General features: G+C 63.4%; 15 protein-coding genes. 10 read left to right on the plus strand and 5 right to left on the minus strand.

Features of this window, described 5'->3' with window-relative positions; all coding sequences use genetic code 11:
* Positions 1–31: 31 nt before the first annotated feature.
* The 3 genes from ABIB36_RS05415 (at position 32) to ABIB36_RS05425 (ending at position 1705) form a co-directional block, all read left to right on the plus strand.
* Entirely contained in the window at positions 32–1039 is a 1008-nt protein-coding gene (locus ABIB36_RS05415; RefSeq protein ID WP_354560395.1) for a beta-ketoacyl-ACP synthase III, read from the plus strand.
* A 76-nt stretch (positions 1040–1115) separates the two neighbouring features.
* Positions 1116–1520 (plus strand): PPOX class F420-dependent oxidoreductase, encoded by a 405-nt coding sequence (locus ABIB36_RS05420; RefSeq protein ID WP_084348220.1) that lies wholly within the window; start codon positions 1116–1118, stop codon positions 1518–1520.
* 2 nt (positions 1521–1522) lie between these two features.
* Entirely contained in the window at positions 1523–1705 is a 183-nt protein-coding gene (locus ABIB36_RS05425) for a hypothetical protein (protein WP_084348221.1), read from the plus strand.
* Here ABIB36_RS05425 and ABIB36_RS05430 read toward each other — a convergent pair.
* On the minus strand, positions 1689–2951 hold the full coding sequence (locus ABIB36_RS05430; RefSeq protein ID WP_354560392.1) for an MFS transporter: 1263 nt from the start codon (positions 2949–2951) through the stop codon (positions 1689–1691). The two genes, ABIB36_RS05425 and ABIB36_RS05430, sit on opposite strands and share 17 nt — an antisense overlap.
* Before the next feature lie 83 nt (positions 2952–3034).
* Here ABIB36_RS05430 and ABIB36_RS05435 point away from each other — a divergent pair, with 83 nt between their 5' ends.
* The 3 genes from ABIB36_RS05435 to ABIB36_RS05445 all read left to right on the plus strand — a co-directional run bounded on the left by ABIB36_RS05435 (position 3035) and on the right by ABIB36_RS05445 (position 6188).
* A complete protein-coding gene (locus ABIB36_RS05435; protein WP_354560390.1) occupies positions 3035–3937 on the plus strand; it encodes a LysR family transcriptional regulator in 903 nt (300 codons plus the stop codon).
* 55 nt (positions 3938–3992) lie between these two features.
* The gene (locus ABIB36_RS05440) at positions 3993–4619 is read left to right on the plus strand and encodes a histidine phosphatase family protein (RefSeq protein WP_354560388.1); all 627 of its coding nucleotides are present in this window, start codon (positions 3993–3995) and stop codon (positions 4617–4619) included.
* 87 nt (positions 4620–4706) lie between these two features.
* Complete coding sequence (locus ABIB36_RS05445; RefSeq protein WP_354560386.1) at positions 4707–6188, plus strand: phage infection protein; 1482 nt, start codon at positions 4707–4709, stop codon at positions 6186–6188.
* On the opposite strand, the gene ABIB36_RS05450 is transcribed toward ABIB36_RS05445, so the two are convergent.
* The gene (locus ABIB36_RS05450; RefSeq protein WP_084348225.1) at positions 6171–6467 is read right to left on the minus strand and encodes a putative quinol monooxygenase; all 297 of its coding nucleotides are present in this window, start codon (positions 6465–6467) and stop codon (positions 6171–6173) included. The genes ABIB36_RS05445 and ABIB36_RS05450 overlap by 18 nt on opposite strands.
* Before the next feature lie 121 nt (positions 6468–6588).
* Here ABIB36_RS05450 and ABIB36_RS05455 point away from each other — a divergent pair, with 121 nt between their 5' ends.
* Positions 6589–8127 (plus strand): MFS transporter, encoded by a 1539-nt coding sequence (locus ABIB36_RS05455; protein WP_354560384.1) that lies wholly within the window; start codon positions 6589–6591, stop codon positions 8125–8127.
* On the opposite strand, the gene ABIB36_RS05460 is transcribed toward ABIB36_RS05455, so the two are convergent.
* From ABIB36_RS05460 to gltB, 3 genes are all read right to left on the minus strand, one after another.
* The gene (locus ABIB36_RS05460; protein ID WP_354560382.1) at positions 8118–9029 is read right to left on the minus strand and encodes a cutinase family protein; all 912 of its coding nucleotides are present in this window, start codon (positions 9027–9029) and stop codon (positions 8118–8120) included. The genes ABIB36_RS05455 and ABIB36_RS05460 overlap by 10 nt on opposite strands.
* Positions 9030–9220: 191 nt before the next feature.
* Positions 9221–10672 (minus strand): glutamate synthase subunit beta, encoded by a 1452-nt coding sequence (locus ABIB36_RS05465; protein WP_084348228.1) that lies wholly within the window; start codon positions 10670–10672, stop codon positions 9221–9223.
* On the minus strand, positions 10665–15254 hold the full coding sequence (gltB, locus tag ABIB36_RS05470; protein WP_354560380.1) for a glutamate synthase large subunit: 4590 nt from the start codon (positions 15252–15254) through the stop codon (positions 10665–10667). Before gltB ends, ABIB36_RS05465 begins: the two co-directional genes overlap by 8 nt.
* Positions 15255–16038: 784 nt before the next feature.
* Here gltB and betT point away from each other — a divergent pair.
* From betT to ABIB36_RS05485, 3 genes are read left to right on the plus strand one after another with little or no spacing between them, the layout of a single operon-like run.
* Positions 16039–18084: a choline BCCT transporter BetT gene (betT, locus tag ABIB36_RS05475; RefSeq protein WP_084348230.1), complete on the plus strand. Its 2046-nt coding sequence runs from the start codon at positions 16039–16041 to the stop codon at positions 18082–18084.
* A 60-nt stretch (positions 18085–18144) separates the two neighbouring features.
* Positions 18145–19617 (plus strand): aldehyde dehydrogenase family protein, encoded by a 1473-nt coding sequence (locus ABIB36_RS05480; RefSeq protein WP_084348231.1) that lies wholly within the window; start codon positions 18145–18147, stop codon positions 19615–19617.
* A gap of 55 nt (positions 19618–19672) precedes the next feature.
* On the plus strand, positions 19673–21226 hold the full coding sequence (locus tag ABIB36_RS05485; RefSeq protein WP_084348232.1) for a GMC family oxidoreductase: 1554 nt from the start codon (positions 19673–19675) through the stop codon (positions 21224–21226).
* The last annotated feature ends 2 nt before the right edge of the window (positions 21227–21228 follow it).

Below are 21228 nucleotides of genomic sequence, written 5' to 3' on the forward strand. Positions count from 1 at the left end.
GCGATGGCGCGGTAGCACGAGAGGAACACAGATGGGTGCATCGATAAGCACAACTTCCGGCCGACAGTCCAAGCTTCTCGGCTTGGGTGTCCACCGCCCCGAGAGGGTGGTGACCAACGACGAAATCTGCGAAACCATCGACTCGAGCGACGAGTGGATCCAGACGCGGACGGGCATCAAGAATCGTCGCTTCACCAAGCCCGAAGAAAATGTCGTATTCATGGCCATCGAGGCCGGCAAGAAGGCTCTCGCGGCAAGCGGCGTCTCGGCCGAGGACATCGATACCGTCATCGTCGCGACGTCGACGCACCTCGAGCAGACCCCGCAGGCTGCCGCCAAGGTTGCGCACGCACTCGGCACCAAGGGCCCTGCCGCATTCGACATCGGCGCCGGCTGCGCAGGATTCTGCTACGCCCTCGCCGTCGCGTCCGATCTGGTCAAAGCCGGAACCTGCAAGTACGTCCTCGTCATCGGCGCAGAGCAGCTGAGCGAGACCACCGACCCGTACGACCGCACGACGCGATTCATCTTCGCCGACGGCGCGGGCGCGGTAGTGGTCGGCCAGAGTGACGAAACCGAGATCGGGCCCGTCGTCTGGGGCTCCGACGGTTCGCAGGCGGACGCCATCTACCAGACGATCGACTGGTACGACTACATCACGACCGAGGGCGCCGAGCGTCCCTGGATCAAGATGAACGGCATCTCGGTGTTCCGCTGGGCCGCGTTCGAGATGGGTAAGGCAGCACAGAGAGTGATCGACGCGGCGGGTATCCAGACCGAAGAGCTGCACGCGTTCATCCCGCATCAGGCCAACAGCCGCATCACCGAATTGCTCGCCAAGAGCCTGCACCTCGGCGACGACACCGTCGTCGCCAACGATATCGAGGAGACCGGCAATACTTCGGCCGCGTCGATTCCGTTGGCGATGGAGGAATTGCTCCGCACCGACAAGGCCAAGGCGGGCGACACCGCCCTGCTCCTCGCGTTCGGAGCCGGCTTGTCCTACGCCGGGCAGGTCGTCAAGCTCCCCACGCTGTAGTTTTTCTCTTCCTGTAGTTCATCTCTTCCGGCCGAGACCGACCTCGCTCGTTCTCGGCCGGAAGTAGAGTGGCGTCATGCCGAAACCACCGTTGCCGCCGGAAGCCGTCGAGCTGCTGAAGAAGCCGAACCCCGCAGTCATGGCGGTGGTACGAGCAGATGGCACACCCATCACCGCCCCCACCTGGTACCTGTGGGAGGACGGTCGGATCGTCTTGAACTTCGAGGCCGGACGTAAGCGCCTCGAGCACATCCGCGGCAACCCCAGGGTGTCGATCTCGGTGCTCGACGAGGCCAGCTGGTACACCCACATCACCATTCACGGCACCATCACGCTGGCTGACGATCCTGATCTGGTCGACATCGACCGCATCTCGACCCACTACACCGGCGACAAGTACCCGGTGCGCGACCAGCCCCGGGTCACCGGTTACCTCTCGGTCGATGCGTATGTCGGCTGGGGCAGCATGAAGACCAGCTAGTCGTGCTGTCCACTCCCGTCGCCATCACCATCGGTTCGGTCTGCATCGGATTCGTCCTCTTCGTTTCGGCGGCCGCTGGAGCTCAGCAGAAATGGGATCGCCGAGGCGTCATCGCGATGTTGATACTGGCGATTTGCTGTCTGAGCGTCGTCCCGCTCACGGTCGCCCTCAGCGCTGCGGTGTGACCTGGGGCGTCGGGGCTGGAAGCGTGGTTTTCAGTCGTGTGCCCTGCAGCAGTGCCCATCCACCGGCGGTCACGGTCAGACCTATGACGAACAGCGCCATCGCGGTCCAGCCGTACGTCTGAAATACCACTCCTCCTAGCCAGCCGAGAACGCTGGATCCGCCGTAGTAGAAGAGGTTGTACAGCGACGTCGCTTGGGTGCGTCCGACCACCGCACGCTGACCCGTCCACCCCGACGCGATGGCGTGGGCGGCGAAGAATCCGATGGTCAGTACGACCAATCCGGTCAGGATGACGATCAGGTTCGTGCTGATCGTCAGTGCGACACCGACGGCCATGGTGGCCGTCGAACCGGCGAGGACGACGCTTCTGCCGTGGCGGACCGCCATTTGTCCGGCGATGCGCGAGGACACGGTCCCGCTGAGATACGCCACGAAGATGAGGCTGATGAGGGACTGAGGGAGCCCGAACGGGCCGGCTTCGAGGCGGAAGCCGAGGTAGTTGTAAATCGCGACGAATCCGCCCATGAGCAGGAAGCCTTGGCCGTACAGGGTCAGCATGCCGGGCTCGCGGAGGTTCGCCCACAGACGTCTCGGCAGTGAGGGACCGTCGCGGGAGATGGTGGGAGATCTGCGCGGCGTCGGTGCCAGCCAGACGAAAAGGGCCGCCGCTGCCGCGGCGAGTACCGACACCGTCAAGGTCCCGATGCGCCAGTTGGTGTACTCCGCAACAGGTCCGGCGACGATCCGACCCAGCAGACCGCCCATGGAGGTACCGGAGACGTACGTTGCTGCGGCGAGCGCGGTGTGTTTGCCGTGCACTTCCTCGCTCAGGTAGGCGATGGCAATCGCGGGCAGTCCGCCGAGGGCTGCACCTTCGAAGAAGCGAATCGACAGCAGCATCGGTAGTGAAGCGGACAGCGGAACCATCAGTCCCAGAATCGTTGCGGCGATCACCGAGATGGCCATCGCGCGTACTCGTCCGATGCGATCGGCGACCACCGACCAGGGCAGGACCGCGGCGGCGACCCCGACCGTGGCCGCTCCGACCGCCAGAGAGGACTGCGACGGCGTGATGTCGAGGCCGGCCGCGATGAGCGGGAGAATTCCCTGCACCGAGTAGAGCTGTGCGAAAGTCGCGATACCCGCGAACAACAAGGCCGCAACCAGGCGCTTGTATTCGCGCGACCCGCGAGGATGACCCTCCCAGAGGCGGTCGGCGTCCGCATCGGTCATCGATGAACTCATTTCCTCGACGCTATCTTTGCGGTGTACATGCGTCCAATGCATACGCACCCGGCAATCGATACTCCAGCGATATCATTGCGTAGGTGCGCGCGGAATCGAAAGAACTACTCCCCCTCATCCCGACGCTCGTCGCCGTCGCGGAAACCGAACACATCACCGAAGCCGCCCACCTGCTCGGGATCCCACAACCGACCGTGAGCCGACAGATCGCGCGGGCAACAGCAATCCTCGGGGTTGCGGTCGTCGAACGTCACGGACGCGGTATCGCGATGACAGCCGCGGGCCGAATCCTGATTCCCTATTTGCAACGGGCCCTGGTCGATCTGGAGGCCGGCCTCGACGCGATGAGCGAGCATGACGCGAAGGCCCGCGGCAGAATTTCCATCGCATTCCAGAACACGCTCGGTGAAGACATCGTGCCGGCGCTGATCAAGGCGTTCGGAACCGGTCACCCGGCCGTGACCTTCGATCTCGATCAGGGTGCACGCTCGCGCTGCCTCGACCGCCTCGACGACGGCTCCGCGGACCTCGCCTTCGTCTCGCTCAGCACCGAGCACACCGACGCCAATTCCTTCCAGCTCTACGACGAGCGACTGGTCCTGGTCGTACCCACCGGACATCGTCTGGCCGGTCGCCGCGCCGTGCACGTCATCGACACTGCCGAGGAGCGCTATATCGCCATGGGCCACGGGTTCGGCATGCGCTCGATCTGTGAAGGCCTGTGGGCCGAGGCAGGCATGTCCCCGCACATTGCGTTCGAAGGACAGGACATCCACACGATCCGAGGACTGGTCGGAGCCGGTCTGGGCGTCAGTATTCTTCCCAAAATTCGCGGGCCACAATACGAAACCGTGGAAGTACCCCTGGCCGATCCGACCGCCCGGCGACGCATCGGCATGGTCTGGTCCGAGCGCATGCCGGCGAGCCACGTGCAGGCCTTCCGCGCACTGACGATCCGCAACGGCCGCAGTCTCGTGGTCAGGTAGGCACGATGGTCAGGTAGGCGTGGTGGTCAGGTAGGCACGATGGTTAAGTAGGCACGTGCAGCTCATACTGGTTCGCCATGCGCTACCGCAGCGCTCCGAAGACACCGCCGATCCCCCGCTTGCCGAACTCGGCCACGAACAAGCCGCCCGCGTACCTGCCGCGCTGGCTCGATTTGCGATCGCCAAGACCGTCGCGAGCACTCAACTCCGCGCCCAGCAGACCGGATCGGTGTTGGCCGCCGAACTGGGGTCGACGCTGGAGTCCGACGAGCGCCTCACCGAATACGACCGAGATTTCGGCGGTTACGTTCCGATCGAACTTGCGCGGACCGAGTTCCGCGATGCGTTCGACCGGATCAAGGCCGGACACCTACCCGAGGAGGTCGACGAGGACGCGTTTCGTGCGCGAGTACTCGCCGGCGTCGACGCAGCGGTCTCGGGAGTCGAACACACCGACACGGTGGTGGTGTTCGCGCATGGCGGGGTCGTCAACATGCTGCTGCAGGACATCCTGCACACCCCCACGGTACTCGGATTCCCGATCGACTACTGTTCGATCACTCGAATCCTCTACTCCCGCAACGGTAGTCGATCGGTCGCAGCGGTGAACGAGACGCAGCACGTGTGGGATCTGCTGCCACGCAACAGGGACCGATCCACCAACTCCACAGAGAGCTCTTAAAGTGCCTGCTCAGGGCGGTGTTTCAGTCCACATCACGGCTTCGCGTGGTCATAGTGCCGTCAGGGGCCGGTTAGCCTCGAAACCACTATGGGTAAATTTCGAATCCTTCGGCAACCGACCGCCGCTCTCGTTGCTCTCGCCTTTCCGCTGGTAGCAGCCGGAGCGTTCGCGCTCGGTGCGGGCTACGACCTGAGCCCCGAAGACACGGCGCCGGCCACCGCGGACACGGTAGCGGGCTCACCCAGCGCCTCCACCGGCGATCCCCTGGCCACCTCGAGGAAGAGCCTGCAGCAAGTGGGGTTACCCATCAGCTTCCTGTCCGGGGGCGTCTCCCAGCTGACCGACGGCGGTAAGCAACTCAACGACGGCGTCATCGTCCTCGCCGACGGAATAACCCAAGCTCACGACGGCACGATCCAGCTCGCCGACGGATTCGGCCAATACCGTGACGGCATCGGGCAACTCGGTGACGGTGCCGCCCAGATCAGTGGCGGAGTCGATCAACTCGTCGACCAGCTCGCTGGATTCGGCACTCAGCAGGGTGAGTTCACGGCGAAGCTCGAAGCCACTGCACAACAAATCGACAGCTTCCCGCACCCTGGATCCGACGCCATCTCCGGCCAGATTCGCTCGGTGATCGACACCCTGAACACCCAGGGATTCGGCCCATCGACGCTCGATCAGCTGCAGACCCTCAAAGGCGGTGCGCGGCAACTGTCCGGTGAGCTGAACGATCCGTCCGGCCAATTCCTCACTGCCACCGGACAGCTCGGTGACGCTACCGTCCAACTTCGAGACGGACTAGGCCAGCTCGACGCCGGCGGCGGACAACTCCGAGCCGGAACCGACCAGTTGGTGACGGCCGTCGGCCCGGTCTCCGGAATCGTCAGCGGTATCGCGACCAACGTCCAAGAAGCAACCACCGGACTCCCGACGGCCAAGGAGCTGAACGCCGGCTCACCTACCCCAGCTTCGGAGGCCGAGGTGACGCAGGCCGCCGCGTCGAGCACGCCGGTGGCGCCGTATCTAATCGCAGCATTGGTGGCGGTCGGTGCTATCGGCGCGGTGAGCCTGGTACGGGTCCTGAGTGGCGATTCTCGCCTCGGTTGGAGCGTCGCCGCCGTCGCCACCCTTGCCATCGGCGTATGCGCGGCCTGTGCGTTCGCGTTCACCGCCCCAGGGGCCGACATCGGTGCACTTGTCGGGGCCGGTTTCTTTCTCGTCGTCTCCGCAGCTGCATATCTGGCTGCGGGCGGCGCGCTCCAGCGTCTGCTCGGCGCCGCCGTCGGCCAAGCGGTCAACGTCGGCTTGCTCCTCGTCCAGGTCGTGGTGTGCGGAGCTGCCTACGCGAGCAGTGCCGCGATCTGGGGCCACCTGTCGGCGTTCATGCCGATGAGTTACACCGCGGCGGGCGCCCGCGAGATCGGATACGGGCAGATGACCTCGACGGGATGGTTGGCAATCGGTCTGACCGTCGTTCTCCTCGCTGTCTCCGGGATCGTCTACCGAACTCTCGATACCGAACCCGGCGACAGCGAAGCGAACAGAGAACTAGCCGACTACGCGTAGCGGGTGAATCGACGGTGCACTGGCGAGGTGTGCACCGAACTCGCCCAGCGCCTTCTGCAGGTGGGGTGTCTGCATGTGCGCGTCGAGGTCCTCTTGCGATCCCCACACCTCGATGGTGACGAAAGTGCCCGGCTCGGAAGCTGACTCGAACAGTTCATAGGAGACGTTTCCGCTCTCCTTCGCCGACTCCGCGGCCAGCGTCGCCAGACCTGTCCGTATGGCATCGACCGACTCCGGCTTGGCGGTGATGGTGGCGACAACCTTCAGCTCACTGGGCATACTGCGTCCTCTCGTATGTGGCCACCTGAGAGGCAACCACCGAATTCGACGGTACCGTCATGTGGGTCATCCGCATCGGCGTTGGCGAACAAAAGAGTAATTGCGGCGGAAGAAGAGATCCATGACCGGCGACCCCCCGAAGGCAACCCGCAAGGATTGGCTCGGACTGAGTATTCTCGTGATCCCGATCCTGCTGGTCTCGATGGACATGTCGGTGCTCTACCTGGCGCTTCCTTTCATGACCGCGGACCTGGAACCGAGCAGCAATCAAACACTGTGGATTCTCGACCTGTACGGCTTCCTTCTGGCTGGTCTGCTCATCACGATGGGTTCTGTCGGTGACCGGATCGGCCGTCGCAGACTTCTGATGATCGGCGCCGTCGTGTTCGGCGCCGCATCGTTGCTCGCAGCCTTCTCGACGTCCTCCGAGATGCTCCTTCTCGCGCGAGCACTTCTGGGCATCGGCGGAGCCACCATCGCGCCGAGCACATTGTCTCTGATACGCAACATGTTTCACGATCCGGGCCAACGTAAGGAAGCGATCGGACTGTGGACCGCCGGGTTCGCCGGAGGCGGCGCCCTCGGTCCCGTCATCGGTGGGGCGTTGCTCGAGCACTTCTGGTGGGGCTCGGTGTTTCTGATCAACATTCCGATCATGGTCGTCCTGCTCATCTCGGCGCCGCTGCTGGTGTCGGAGTTCAAGGATCCCGACCCGGGCCGCTTCGACCCGCTCAGCGTCGTACTGTCGATCGCGTCGATGCTCGGGATCGTCTACGCAATCAAGCACGGCGCACAGGACGGGGTCGACGCCACGACTACCGCCACGGCTACCGCCGGAATTGTTCTGGGCTTGTTGTTCCTGCGAAGGCAAAGGCGAGGGCGCGACCCACTCATCGACATCACCCTGTTCGCCGAACGTGCCTTCAGCGCAGCAGTACTCGTTCAATTCCTGGTGATCTTCGCGCTCACCGGATTCAGTCTGTTCGCCTCGCAGTATCTGCAGCTGATCGTGGGGCTCGGTCCACTGGAGGCGGGTCTGTGGCTGCTGATCCCCGCGATCGCAGCCGGGACCGGGGCGGTACTCGCACCGAGCCTGAGCAAGATCGTCTCGACCGGAGCGATCATCGCCGGCGGACTTGCCCTGATTGCCGTCGGCGCCACTGCGATGGCGTTCATCCAACCCGATTCCGGACTGCCGCTACTGGTGGTGGGCATGTCCCTGCTGGCGCTCGGAGTCGGTGCATCTTCGACGCTCAACTCCGACATCGTGCTCACAGCTGCGGCACCGGAGAAAGCAGGTGCCGCCTCGGCACTGTCGGAGACCGGCGCCGAACTCGGTGGCGCCGTCGGCATCGCCATCCTCGGAACAATCGGATCGACCGTCTACCGCCACCGACTCGAGGACGCCCTGCCACCGAATACCCCGCCGGACATAGCCGGGCCGGCATCCGAGACCGTCGGCGGCGGCATGACCGTTGCCGACTACCTTCCGCCACCGCTGGATTCGGCACTGCGAGAGATCGCGGCAGCCGCGTTCGTCGACGGGCTCACTCTCGCCGCCACATGGAGCGCACTAGGGATGGGTGCAGCGGCGATCGTGGTCTATCTCCTATTACGGACCCGACCGACCGGTGTCGAGGTCGGACCTTCTCAGGCCTGATCGAGCAGGTAGTTCGCCAACCACGACGTGGCACTCGTTCCACTGCTGTCGACCGCGTAGCTGCCGTATTCCTGATGAATCCCGGAACGATAGAACGCCTCGATTTCACGACGACGCTGCTCGTTCGCCTGATCGGTCAGCTGACCTTGTAGGACCGGAAGCCCACCCGCTGCCGACAGATCGCCGATGAGAATCTGCGCTTCCTGCTGCGCCTTCGCGACCACATCGGGGTTCGGATCGGAAGAGACCGCGAGGAAGCCGGCCAACCGTGAAATGTAGTCGTCCTTGGGCGTCGAGCAGTACAGATCGCCGATCGCGCAGAAGGTCTTCACCACCGGGCTGACGAAACCGAACCCACCGACGCGCGGGCCACCGACACCGGTACCGACGACCTCGGGGCCGACCAATGCATCGGCGTCCGAACGCTTCGGATCGGAGATGAGGCCGACCGCGACGACCCGATTCGCGGGCACGACGCCGAGACCCGTTCCGATCGACGCAGCGAGATCGCCTGCAGCGTCGGCACCCTGGCTGTAACCGATGATGCCGAACTTCGTTGCACCGCACTGCGCGGCCATCGCTTCGAGCATTCCGCCCGCATTCGCCGTGGCGATCGCGCGAGACTCCCCGTAGATCCCACCCTCCCAAGGAAACGCCGTGGCCGGGTACGACACGTAATCGGTGCGAACGGAGGAACTCGCGATGCGGTCGGTGACGGCAGTGAGCATGCCAGGCTTGGGCGCAGCGCCCGAACTCGTCTCCCACGTCCCCGGGATCGCGACCACATACAGATCCGGGCAACTACCTGGATCGGCCGCCGCCGGCGCCGTCGACAGGACCGACGTCCCAGCAGCGACGGCAATGACTGCTCCGACGGTGGCGACAAGTTTCTTCACGCGCATGGTTGCGGCCTCACTGCAGTAGCGGACTTTCGACTTCGAGGGTGAGGATGCCAGTCCCTGATGTCGAATTGATGCCCAATCGGTAAACGGAGGTTACCTAAAACCAGGACATCTCACCATCGGTAACGAAAACGAGGTTATGGAGCGGAAAAACCTGCTTTCCGTCCATAACCTCGTTCTGGTGCAACCGATCAGCGTTGCGGCGCCTGGGTGGGGACGATAGGCGACGGGAGGGCCGTCACACCCTCGAGGAACGTATCGACGGCAGCCGCACACGAACGGCCTTCGGCGATGGCCCACACGATGAGCGACTGGCCACGACCCATGTCACCGGCAACGAACACACCGGGCACGTTGGTGACCCACTCGTTCGAGCGCTTGACGTTGCCGCGCTCGTTCAGGTCCACGCCGAGATCGGTCAGCAACCCCGGCTTCTCGGGACCGACGAAGCCCATGGCAAGAAGCACCAGATCGGCCTCGAGGGTGAACTCACTGCCCTCGACCTTCTCGAACTTGCCTGCCTTGAACTCGACCTCGTGCGCTTCGAGTCCGGTGACCTTGCCGTCGGCACCGACGAAACGCTCGGTGTTGACCGAGAACACTCGCTCGCCACCCTCTTCGTGAGCCGACGCGACGCGGAACATCAACGGGTACAACGGCCAAGGAGTGGACGTCGCACGCTCCTCCGGCGGGCGAGCCATGATCTCGAACTGGTGAACGCTCTCGGCGCCCTGACGATGCGAGGTGCCGAGGCAGTCTGCACCGGTGTCACCGCCACCGATGATCACGACCTTCTTGCCCTTCGCTGTGACGGGCGGAGCGTCGTAATCGCCCTGCTGCACATGATTTGCTCCGGGAAGGAACTCCATCGCCTGATAGATGCCCTCGAGTTCGCGTCCCTCGATCGGCAGATCGCGCCACGCGGTAGCACCACCGGACAGAACGACGGCGTCGAACTCTGTGCGCAGTTCCTCGGCCGAGATGTCCACTCCGACATCGACACCTGTACGGAACACCGTGCCCTCGGCCTCCATCTGTGCCAGACGACGGTCGATGTGGCGCTTCTCCATCTTGAACTCGGGGATGCCGTAGCGCAGCAGTCCGCCGATGCGGTCTGCCCGCTCGAACACGGTGACGGTGTGGCCGGCACGCGTGAGCTGTTGGGCGGCAGCCAATCCCGCAGGCCCCGAACCGACGACGGCGATGCTCTTGCCCGTCAGGAACGTCGGGTAGACGGGAGTGACCCAGCCCTCTTCGAACGCCTTGTCGATGATCTCGACCTCGACCTGCTTGATCGTCACGGGGTCCTGGTTGATTCCCAGTACGCACGACGCCTCGCACGGAGCAGGGCACAGTCGTCCGGTGAACTCCGGGAAGTTGTTCGTGGCATGCAAGCGGTCGATACTCTCGCGCCAGCGATCCTTGAACACCAGGTCGTTCCACTCGGGAATCAGGTTCCCCAGCGGGCAGCCGTTGTGGCAGAACGGAACACCACAGTCCATGCAACGGCTCGCCTGCGTCTGCAAGGCTTCCTTGGGGAAGTCCTCGTAGACCTCTTTCCAGTCCATCAGCCGCAGGTCGACGGGTCGACGCTTCGGCAGTTCACGAACCGTGTGCTTCAAAAATCCTTGTGGGTCACCCACGAGCTGCCTCCATGATCGCTTCGTCCACGTCCGCGCCGTTCTTCTCGGCTTCGGAGATGGCCAGCAGTACCTTCTTGTAATCGCGCGGCATGACCTTCACGAAATGGTTCACCTGCTGTGACCAATCGTTGAGGATTCGCTCTGCAACTTCGGATCCCGTTTCCTCGTGGTGACGGGTGACGATGTCTTTCAACCAGACGAACTCGTCGCCTTCGATGTCCTCGATATCGACGAGCTCGGTATTCAGGTTCGCCTCGAACGTCTTGGCCGGGTCGAAGATGAATGCGACGCCGCCGGACATGCCGGCACCGAAGTTCCGCCCCGTCTCGCCGAGGACGACGACCTTGCCACCGGTCATGTACTCGCAACCGTGGTCGCCGACACCTTCGACGACGGCCACCGCACCGGAGTTACGCACTGCGAAACGCTCACCGACGACGCCTCGGATGAGGGCCTGACCGTTGGTGGCACCGAACAGGAAGACGTTGCCGCCGATGATGTTGTCCTCGGCGACGAAGCCCTTGGGGGCATCGAGCGAGGGCCGCATGACGATACGTCCACCGGAAAGACCCTTGCCGACGAAGTCGTTGGCGTCACCGTGGAGGCGAAGTGTCATGCCGGCAGGCACGAAGGCGCCGAAGCTGTTACCCGCCGAGCCGGTGAAAGTGATGTCGATGGTGTTCTCGGGCAGGCCGACGCCGCCGTACGCCTTGGTCACCTCATGGCCCAGCATGGTGCCGACCGTGCGGTTGACGTTGGTGATCTTCGAGGCGAACGACACCTTCTCGCCCCTGTCCAGCGCATTTCGACTCTGCACGATGAGCTGCTGGTCGAGTGCCTTGTCGAGGCCATGATCCTGGGTACCGGTGTTGTAGAGGTCCTGGTTCATGAATGCCGACTCGACCTCGTCGAGAATCGGGGACAAATCGAGCTTGGATGCCTTCCACGCGTCCTTGGCTGCGGTGGTGTCCAGCAGCGCCACCTGGCCGACGGCCTCGTTGAGGGTGCGGAATCCGAGCTCGGCCATCAGCTCGCGAACCTCTTCGGCGATGAACATGAAGAAGTTTTCCACGAACTCCGGCTGGCCGGCAAAACGCTTGCGCAACAGCGGGTTCTGCGTGGCAACACCGACCGGGCACGTATCGAGGTGGCACACGCGCATCATGATGCATCCCGTCACGACGAGAGGCGCGGTTGCGAAACCGAATTCCTCGCCACCGAGCAGAGCTGCAACCATCACATCGCGCCCGGTCTTGAGCTGTCCGTCGACCTGAACGACGATGCGATCACGAAGACCGTTGAGCAGCAACGTCTGCTGTGTCTCGGCCAAACCGAGTTCCCACGGCCCGCCTGCGTGCTTGACCGATGTCAGCGGCGTTGCGCCGGTACCGCCGTCGTGACCCGAGATGAGGACCACATCGGCGTGCGCCTTGGAGACACCCGCTGCGACCGTGCCGACGCCGAGTTCAGAGACGAGCTTGACGTGAATGCGCGCCTGCGGGTTGGCGTTCTTCAGATCATGGATCAGCTGCGCCAGGTCCTCGATCGAATAGATATCGTGGTGCGGCGGAGGCGAAATCAAGCCGACACCCGGCGTCGAGTGCCGAACCTCGGCAACCCACGGATACACCTTGTGTGCCGGAAGCTGGCCACCCTCACCAGGTTTGGCGCCCTGGGCCATTTTGATCTGGATGTCGGTGCAGTTGGTCAAGTAGTGCGAGGTGACACCGAAGCGTCCCGACGCGACCTGCTTGATCGCACTGCGTCGCCAGTCACCGTTCTCGTCGGGCTCGAAACGCGAGACGTCTTCTCCGCCTTCACCCGAATTGGAGCGGGCACCGAGGCGGTTCATCGCGATCGCCAGCGTTTCGTGCGCCTCGGCGGAGATGGAGCCGTAGCTCATCGCGCCCGTCGAGAAGCGCTTGACGATCTCCGAGGCCGGTTCGACCTCGTCGATCGAAATGGACTGCCGGTCTTCGGTTTTGAAGCGGAAGAGTCCACGCAGCGAGGCCAGGCGCTCCGACTGGTCGTCGACCATCTTCGTGTATTCCTTGAAGACGTCGTACTGGCCGGTGCGAGTGGAGTGCTGCAACTTGAACACGGTGTCCGGGTTGAAGAGGTGGTACTCCCCTTCACGACGCCACTGGTACTCGCCGCCCGTCTCGAGCTCACGATGCGCGCGCTCGTGCCGGTTGGTGAGATAAGCGATGCCGTGACGCGTCTGCACATCAGCGGCGATCTGGTCGAGATCGATACCACCGAGCTGGCTGTTCAGTCCGGTGAAGTACTCGTCCACCACGGCCTGCGAAAGGCCGATCACCTGGAACAGTTGCGCACCGGTGTACGACGCCAACGTCGAGATGCCCATCTTGGACATCACCTTCAGGACACCTTTGCCTGCCGCCTTGATGTAGTTGGCGACGGCCTTGTCGAGCTCGATATCGGCGAGAGCACCGCGCTCGATCATGTCCTCGATGGACTCGAACGCCATGTACGGATTGACCGCTGCCGCACCGAAACCGACGAGAAGCGCCATGTGGTGCACCTCGCGGGCATCACCGGACTCGATGATCAGGCCGACCTTGGTGCGGGTCTTCTCGCGGACCAAGTGCTGATGAACCGCGGAGGTCAGTAGCAGCGACGGGATCGGCGCGAGCTTCTCACTGGATTCACGATCGGAGAGCACGACGATGCGCGCTCCACCGGAAATCGCCGCAGACACCTGTGCCCGAATGGCCTCGAGCGAGTGTCGAAGCCCCTCGCCGCCCTCGGCCACCGGATACAGACCGCGCACGACCACCGAACGCAGGCCTTCCTGCGTCCCGTCGTCGTTGATGTGGATCAGCTTGGACAGGTCGTCGTTGTGCAGGATCGGCGTCGGGAGCACGATCTGCTTGCACGCGTCGGCGCCCGGGTCGAGCAGGTCGCCCTCGGGTCCGATGGTGCCGCCGAGGCTCGTGACGATCTCTTCGCGGATCGCGTCGAGCGGCGGGTTGGTGACCTGCGCGAACAGCTGCGAGAAGTAGTCGAACAGCATCCGCGGGCGGGCAGAGAGAACCGCGATCGGAGTGTCGGTACCCATCGAGCCGATGGCCTCGGCTCCGCTCTTCGCCATCGGCGAGAGCAGAACGCTCAGCTCCTCGGTGGTGTACCCGAAGATCTGCTGACGGATCAGAACGCGATCGTGCGGCATGTGCACATGCGGGCGGTCGGGCAGATCGTCGATCTCGGTGAGACCGTCGTCGAGCCATTGCTGGTACGGGTGCTCGGCAGCGAGCTCGTCCTTGATCTCGTCGTCGGAGACGATGCGACCCTGAGCGGTGTCCACGAGAAACATCCGTCCGGGCTGGAGCCGAACCTTGCTGATGACCTTCGCCGGATCGATGTCGAGCACGCCGACCTCGGACGCCATGATGACGAGGCCGTCGTCGGTGACCCACAGCCGGCTCGGGCGCAGACCGTTGCGGTCCAGCACTGCTCCGATGAGGGTGCCGTCGGTGAAGCACACCGAGGCCGGTCCGTCCCAGGGCTCCATCAGCGAAGAGTGGTACTGGTAGAACGCACGACGGGCGGGGTCCATGCTCTCGTGACGCTCCCATGCCTCCGGGATCATCATGAGCACAGCATGCGGAAGACTGCGGCCGCCGAGGTGCAACAGTTCGAGTACTTCGTCGAAACGAGCGGTGTCACTTGCACCGTGGGTGACGACGGGGAAGATCTTCTTCAGCGCGTCGGGACCACCGAAGACGTCGGAGGTGATGAGAGCCTCGCGGGCACGCATCCAGTTCTCGTTGCCGGTCGCGGTGTTGATCTCGCCGTTGTGCGCGACGCGACGGAACGGGTGCGCCAGCGGCCACGACGGGAACGTGTTGGTCGAGAATCGTGAGTGCACGAGCCCGAGTGCGCTTTCGACACGTTCATCCTGCAGATCGATGTAGAAGCCCTTGAGCTGAGGGGTCGTCAACATGCCCTTGTAGACGAAAGTCTGCGAGGAAAGGGACGGGAAGTACACGGTCTCGCGGCCGGGGCCGCCCTTGCCGGGTCCCTGTTCGCCGAGCTCGTGCTCGACGCGCTTGCGGATGACGAATGCGCGGCGCTCGAGATCCATATCCGTAACGGAGGAATCGGAAGAGCCGAAGAACAACTGACGGAACGTGGGCATCGCATCCCGCGCGAGCGCCCCGAGAGAGGAGTCGTCGGTGGGAACATCACGCCAGCCCAGGACGGTCAGGCCCTCGTTCTCGACGATCTTTTCGACGTCCTCGCACGCACGAGCGGCATCGACTTTGCCTTGCGGCAGAAAAGCGATTCCGGTGGCATACGCCCCCGCGGCGGGCAGTTCGAAATCGACAACGGCTCGGAAGAATGCGTCCGGTACCTGGATGAGGATTCCAGCGCCGTCACCGGTGTTGGGTTCGGAGCCGGCGGCGCCCCGATGCTCGAGATTGACCAGCGCAGTGATGGCCTTTTCGACGATGTCACGGCTACGGCGACCGTGAATGTCCACCACGAACGCCACTCCACAGGAGTCATGCTCGTTACGGGGATCGTAGAGGCCTTGCGGGCCCGGAGTGTGCTTCATACCTAGCCTTCGGATAAGTCCAGCTTTCAAATACGCCAGAGCGGCTCGGCACAGATCGCCGGCCGTCGCGGACGGCTGTTGGGTGCCGTTCGCCGTTGAAGCAGCACCCCCGAGCGTCGGGCCTTGCCTACCGTCGAGCAGATCAGCTCGGGGGCACACGCAAGCCTCGTTCGGGTGGATCGGCCGTTTGTACGCCGGTCCAATGACAAACGATAAATCAGTACCCAGGTAACACTGCAAATAAGGTTAACCTATTAACGCCCTCGAGCTGGGGGTTCACAAAAAATTTTACGAGACCATATCGACCCCTGCGCTCCGCTTTTGCACGCGAGAAGCAACTCGAGAGAGGCAATGCCCAGAATTCACGTCGGGCTCACAATCCGGGTGTCACCGAAGGACATCGGGAAACAACATCGGCGTAATTCGCCACCTGCGCTTGCCGGACGTGCGCCCGCTAAGCGCAGGACGGTTGATCACAGTCCGGTCGAAAGCCGGATTGCACTCGGCGAACAGTGCATTGGGCATCGACGGTCCGACCCGGCAGCGGCGGATCCGTCCCTCGCAGTGAGTCGACCGCGATGCTGCAGTCGACCGAAACCGTGCGCCTCGAACCGGGCCGACCAACTCTGCCAAGTCGAATTTTCGCAGCTCGAAGGGCCCAAAGCCAGGCGTCTGCGGGACTAGGGTGAGGACGACGGAAGCGTCACCTCCAGTGTCTTGCTGTGTTTGTGAGCACAGTGCTGACGCCGCCATCCGGGTGCAGGTAACAGAAGGGAACAGATTTGTGAGTTCTTCGGTCGAGGAATCCAAGCCTGATGTGGCCGACGAACCGGAGGCTCGATCGCGAGTGAACTGGCGGGTCTTCGTACCCGCTGCGCTGTTCACTCTTGCGATTACGATCTGGGCGCTGATCGCACCGGAGAACGCAGAGAGTGTGCTCGGCAGCGCAGTGATGTGGACGTCGGACTGGTTCGGGTGGTTCTACGTTGCGCTGGTCGCGATCGTGCTCGTCTTCGTTGTTTACCTGGCATTCTCGGGATTCGGCAATATCAAGCTCGGGCCGGCTCACTCACAACCCGAGTTCGGGTTGCTGTCATGGGCGTCCATGCTCTTCGCCGCCGGAATCAGCACCGACCTGATGTACTTCGCCGTCTCCGAGCCGGTGACGCAGTACCTCCAACCGCCGAGCACCGAAGCCGGTTCGGTGGAAGCTGCCCGTGAGGCGACCGTATGGACGCTCTTCCACTACGGAATCAGTGGATGGGGCCTCTACGCCCTGATGGGGATTGCGTTGGCGTACTTCGCATATCGGAAGAACCAGCCGTTGGCGATCCGCTCGGCACTCGCGCCCATCTTCGGCAAACGCGTCAAGGGTGTGCTGGGCGACACAGTCGACTTCGCTGCACTACTCGGGACGATCTTCGGCGTAGCAACCTCGCTGGGAATCGGCGTGGTGATGATCAACGTGGGACTGAACATAGTTTTCGGGCTGGAGGTCAGCACCGGTGTCGAAATCGGCATCGTCGCCGTCGGTGTTGCCATTGCCACACTTTCGGCCACCTCGGGCGTGGACAAGGGAATCAAAATTCTCTCGCTTCTCAACGTGTTTCTGGCGTTCGCACTGTCGATCTGGGTGCTCGTCATGGGCCAAACCCAGTTCCTACTCGACGCCCTCGTTCTGAATGTCAGCGACTTCGTTCGACTGTTCCCCAACATGGTCGGTCAGACCTTCGCGTTCGAGGACACCGGCACGTGGATGACCGACTGGACACTGTTCTTCTGGGCCTGGTGGATCGCGTGGGCCTCGTTCGTCGGCCTGTTCCTCGCGCGGATATCCCGAGGCCGCACCATCCGCCAGTTCGTACTCGGGACCTTGACGATCCCCTTTCTCTACATACTCATGTGGGCCTCGGTCTACGGAAACTCTGCCCTCCAGCGGGTTCGCGGCGGTGACAACGAATTCGGCGAACAAGCAATCCTCAACCCGGAGGGCGCGTTCTACGAACTCCTGAGGGACTACCCGGCATTCATCTTCATCGCCGCCCTCGCCACCTTCACCGCTCTTCTCTTCTACGTCACGTCCGCGGACTCGGCCGCGCTGGTGATGGCCAACCTCTCCTCGCACCTGCCGAGCCCGCAACACGACGGGAACGCGCCGCTTCGCATCTTCTGGGCGCTGGCGACAGGCGGTCTGACCGTGGCCATGCTCGTCGTAGGCGGCGTCGGAGCTTTGCAGAATGCTGCGGTCATCATGGGCTTGCCCTTCGCCTTCGTCATCATCCTCGTCATGATCGGGCTCTACCGGTCGCTGAGAGTGGAGACGTTCCGAATCGAAAGCGTCGAGCAGAGTTTGCCGGGCTCGCTCTCGGTCCGCACCGGAGGAAACCGCGGAGTCGACTGGTCCTGGCGCCACCGACTCAGTCGGGTTCTCAGATTCCCCGGCGAGGACCGAGTGCGAGAGTTCGGACGCGAGGTGGTGTTGCCGAGTTTCAACGAGGTCGTCGAAGAAATGCGGGCGCAAGGGATCGATGCCCGATGCGGTCCCGTCGACGACACCGAGGACATGTACGAACTCGAGGTCGGTGCAGACCACGCTCATCCGTTCCGATATCAGGTGTGGCGACGCAAGGTCGCCGTCCCGTCCTTCGGGCTGACACTGCCTCGCACCGAGGACGAGTACTACCGGATGGAGGTCTATCTGGACGGTGGTTCCGGTCAGGGATACGACATCATGGGATATACGAAAGACCAGGTCATCGAAGATATCCTGGACCATTACGAAGGGCACCTGACTTTCCTCCAGCTCGAGGAGAACAGCGGCGGTTCCTGACCGCTCCACCCGCACGGACAGCCCAAACAGCACAACCCACGCAGCTAGGAGACCAGCCTCATGCCCAAGACGTTGTTTATCGATGGTGAGTGGACCTCCGCGGTCAACGGCGGAACTCGAGAGATCCACTGCCCGGCGAACGGCGAGCTCGTCGGCACCGTCGACGAGGCAGATGGTGCCGATACCGCAGCGGCCATCGCCGCCGCCCGACGTGCATTCGACGCAGGAGTATGGAGTTCCACTCCGGCGACCGAACGGGGCGCGTTGTTGTTACGGGTCGCTGATGCGATCCAACAACGTAAGGACGAGTTCGCCCGCGCCGAGTCACTCGATACGGGCAAGCGCCTCGTGGAGAGCGAAATCGACATGGACGACATCACTGCCAGCTTCCGCTATTTCGGCGTGCTCGCCGGGCAGCAGGCAGGTCGGGTGGTGGACCCGGGCATGCCCGACGTCGTGAGCAAGGTCGTCTACGAGCCCATCGGTGTCTGCGGAATGATCACCCCCTGGAACTACCCGCTGCTGCAGGTGGCGTGGAAGGTGGCGCCTGCTCTCGCAGCGGGCAACACCTTCGTGCTCAAGCCCAGCGAACTCACCCCGCACACTGCGATGCTTCTGATGGATGTACTCGATGGGCTCGGACTACCGGCGGGCGTGGCGAACCTCGTGCTCGGCGCCGGTGCCACCGCGGGCGCGCCGCTGTCGGAACATCCCGATGTCGACATGGTCTCGTTCACCGGCGGACTCGCGACGGGCCGCGTGGTCGCCGCAGCGGCAGTGCAGACGGTCAAAAAAGTGGCACTCGAACTCGGCGGGAAGAACCCCAACGTCGTCTTCGCCGACGCCGACTTCGATGCGGCCGTCGACAATGCCCTCAACGCAGCCTTCGTACACAGCGGCCAGGTGTGCTCGGCAGGAGCGCGTCTCATCGTCGAGGAGTCCATCCATGACCGCTTCGTTCAGGAGTTGATCCGTCGCGCCAAGCAGATTCGCTTGGGCGGGCCGTTCGACGAAGCGGCCGAGACAGGTCCGCTCATCTCCGCCGACCATCGTGACAAGGTCACCGCCTACGTCGACGCAGGCATCGCGGAAGGGGCCGTCGTCGGCTGCGGCGCCGAATGGGGCACCGGTGAACTCGAGGCGGGCTTCTACTATCTGCCGACGGTCCTCGACGGCTGCAACACCGCAATGTCGGTGGTGCAGGAAGAGGGCTTCGGTCCCGTCGTCACCGTGGAGACCTTCCGCACGGAAGAAGAGGCCGTCGCCATCGGCAACGACACTCGGTACGGGCTCGCCGCGGGCGTTTGGAGCCAGGACGCCGGAAAGACCGAGCGCGTGGCTGCGCGGTTACGCCACGGCACCGTCTGGATCAACGACTTCCACCCCTACCTGCCACAGGCCGAGTGGGGTGGATTCGGCATGTCGGGCAACGGCCGCGAACTGGGTCCGACCGGTCTGGCCGAATACCAGGAGATCAAGCACATCTACCAGAACCTCCGGCCCGCAGTCACCGGCTGGTTCCCGCAGCACTGAACACACCACCGATTGTCTGTTCGGTTCGGTTCGGTTCGAGGAGAGGCGCAAGAACATGTCCGAAAAGCGATTCGATTACGTGGTCGTCGGCGGCGGCAGCGCCGGCGCTGCCGTGGCGGCACGTCTCAGTGAGGACTCGTCCGTCACCGTCGCGTTGATCGAGGCCGGCCCCAGCGACGTCGGCGTCGACGCCGTCCTCCAGCTCACCCGCTGGCCTGCACTGCTCGGATCAGGTTTCGACTGGGACTATCTGATCGAACCGCAGGAGCACGGTAACTCGTTCATGCGCCAGTCTCGGGCGAAGGTGCTGGGCGGTTGTTCCTCACACAACTCGTGCATCGCTTTCTGGCCGCCTGCCGAGGATCTCGACGAGTGGGCCGGCAAGTACGGCGCCGTCGGCTGGGATTCCGAGCAGATGCTGCCGCTGCTTCGAAAGCTCGAGAACAACGACCAGCCGGGCACGCACCACGGTCACGACGGGCCGGTACGCATCCGGAACATCGAAGCTGTGGACCCGGCAGGGGTGGCGATTCTCGAAGCGTGTGAGCAAGCCGGTATCCCTACCGTGCAGTTCAACAACGGCACGGTTGTCGAGGGCGCAGGGTTCTTCCAGGTGAACGCCCTGGAGGACGGCGTTCGGTCCTCGTCGTCGGTGTCCTATCTACACCCGATCATGAATACGCGCACCAACCTCGAGGTCCTCACCGGACTCTGGGTCAAGAAGCTGATCATCGACGCGGACAAACGATGCACGGGCGTACAGGTTTTGAACCCGGACTTGGTACACACCGACACCATCCACGCCGATCGCGAGGTCATCGTCTCGGCCGGCGCGATCGACTCCCCCAAGTTGCTCATGCTCTCCGGTATCGGGCCCGCCGACCACCTGCGCGACATCGGCGTCGAGGTAGTGGTGGACTCACCCGGCGTCGGCTCGCACATGCAGGATCACCCAGAGGGCGTCATCTCGTGGGACGCGAAGAAGCCGATGGTCACCGAGTCGTTGCAGTGGTGGGAAATCGGCATCTTCACTCGCATCGACAAGGGACGCGACCGACCGGACCTGATGTTCCACTTCGGCAACACCCCGTTCGACATGCACACGTTGCGCCAGGGCTATCCCACCTCGGAGAACGCGTTCTGTCTGACCCCGAATGTCACGGACGCACGTTCGCGCGGCACGGTCCGTCTGCGCAGCCGAGACTTCCGCGACAAGCCGCGTGTCGATCCGAAGTACTTCTCGGACCCGTACGACATGCAGATCATGACCTACGGGATCAAGCTGGCCCGCGAGATCGTCGGGAAACCGGCTATGGCCGAATGGGCGGGAATGGAGTTGTTCCCCGGTGAGCAAGTGCGCACCGACGACGAGATCGCCGACTACATCACCCGCACCCACAACACCGTCTACCATCCCACGGGCTCGGTATCGATGGGCGCGGCCGATAACCCCGACGCACCCCTGGATCCGCAATTACGAGTCAAGGGCGTCCGCAACTTGCGCGTGGCAGACGCGTCCATCATGCCGAAGATCGTGGCCGTCAACCCCAACATCACCACGATGATGATCGGTGAAAAGTGCGCGGAGATGATCAAGAAGGGGATCTGAGC

This window comes from Rhodococcus sp. UYP9 (assembly GCF_040547235.1).
Lineage (GTDB): Bacteria > Actinomycetota > Actinomycetes > Mycobacteriales > Mycobacteriaceae > Rhodococcoides.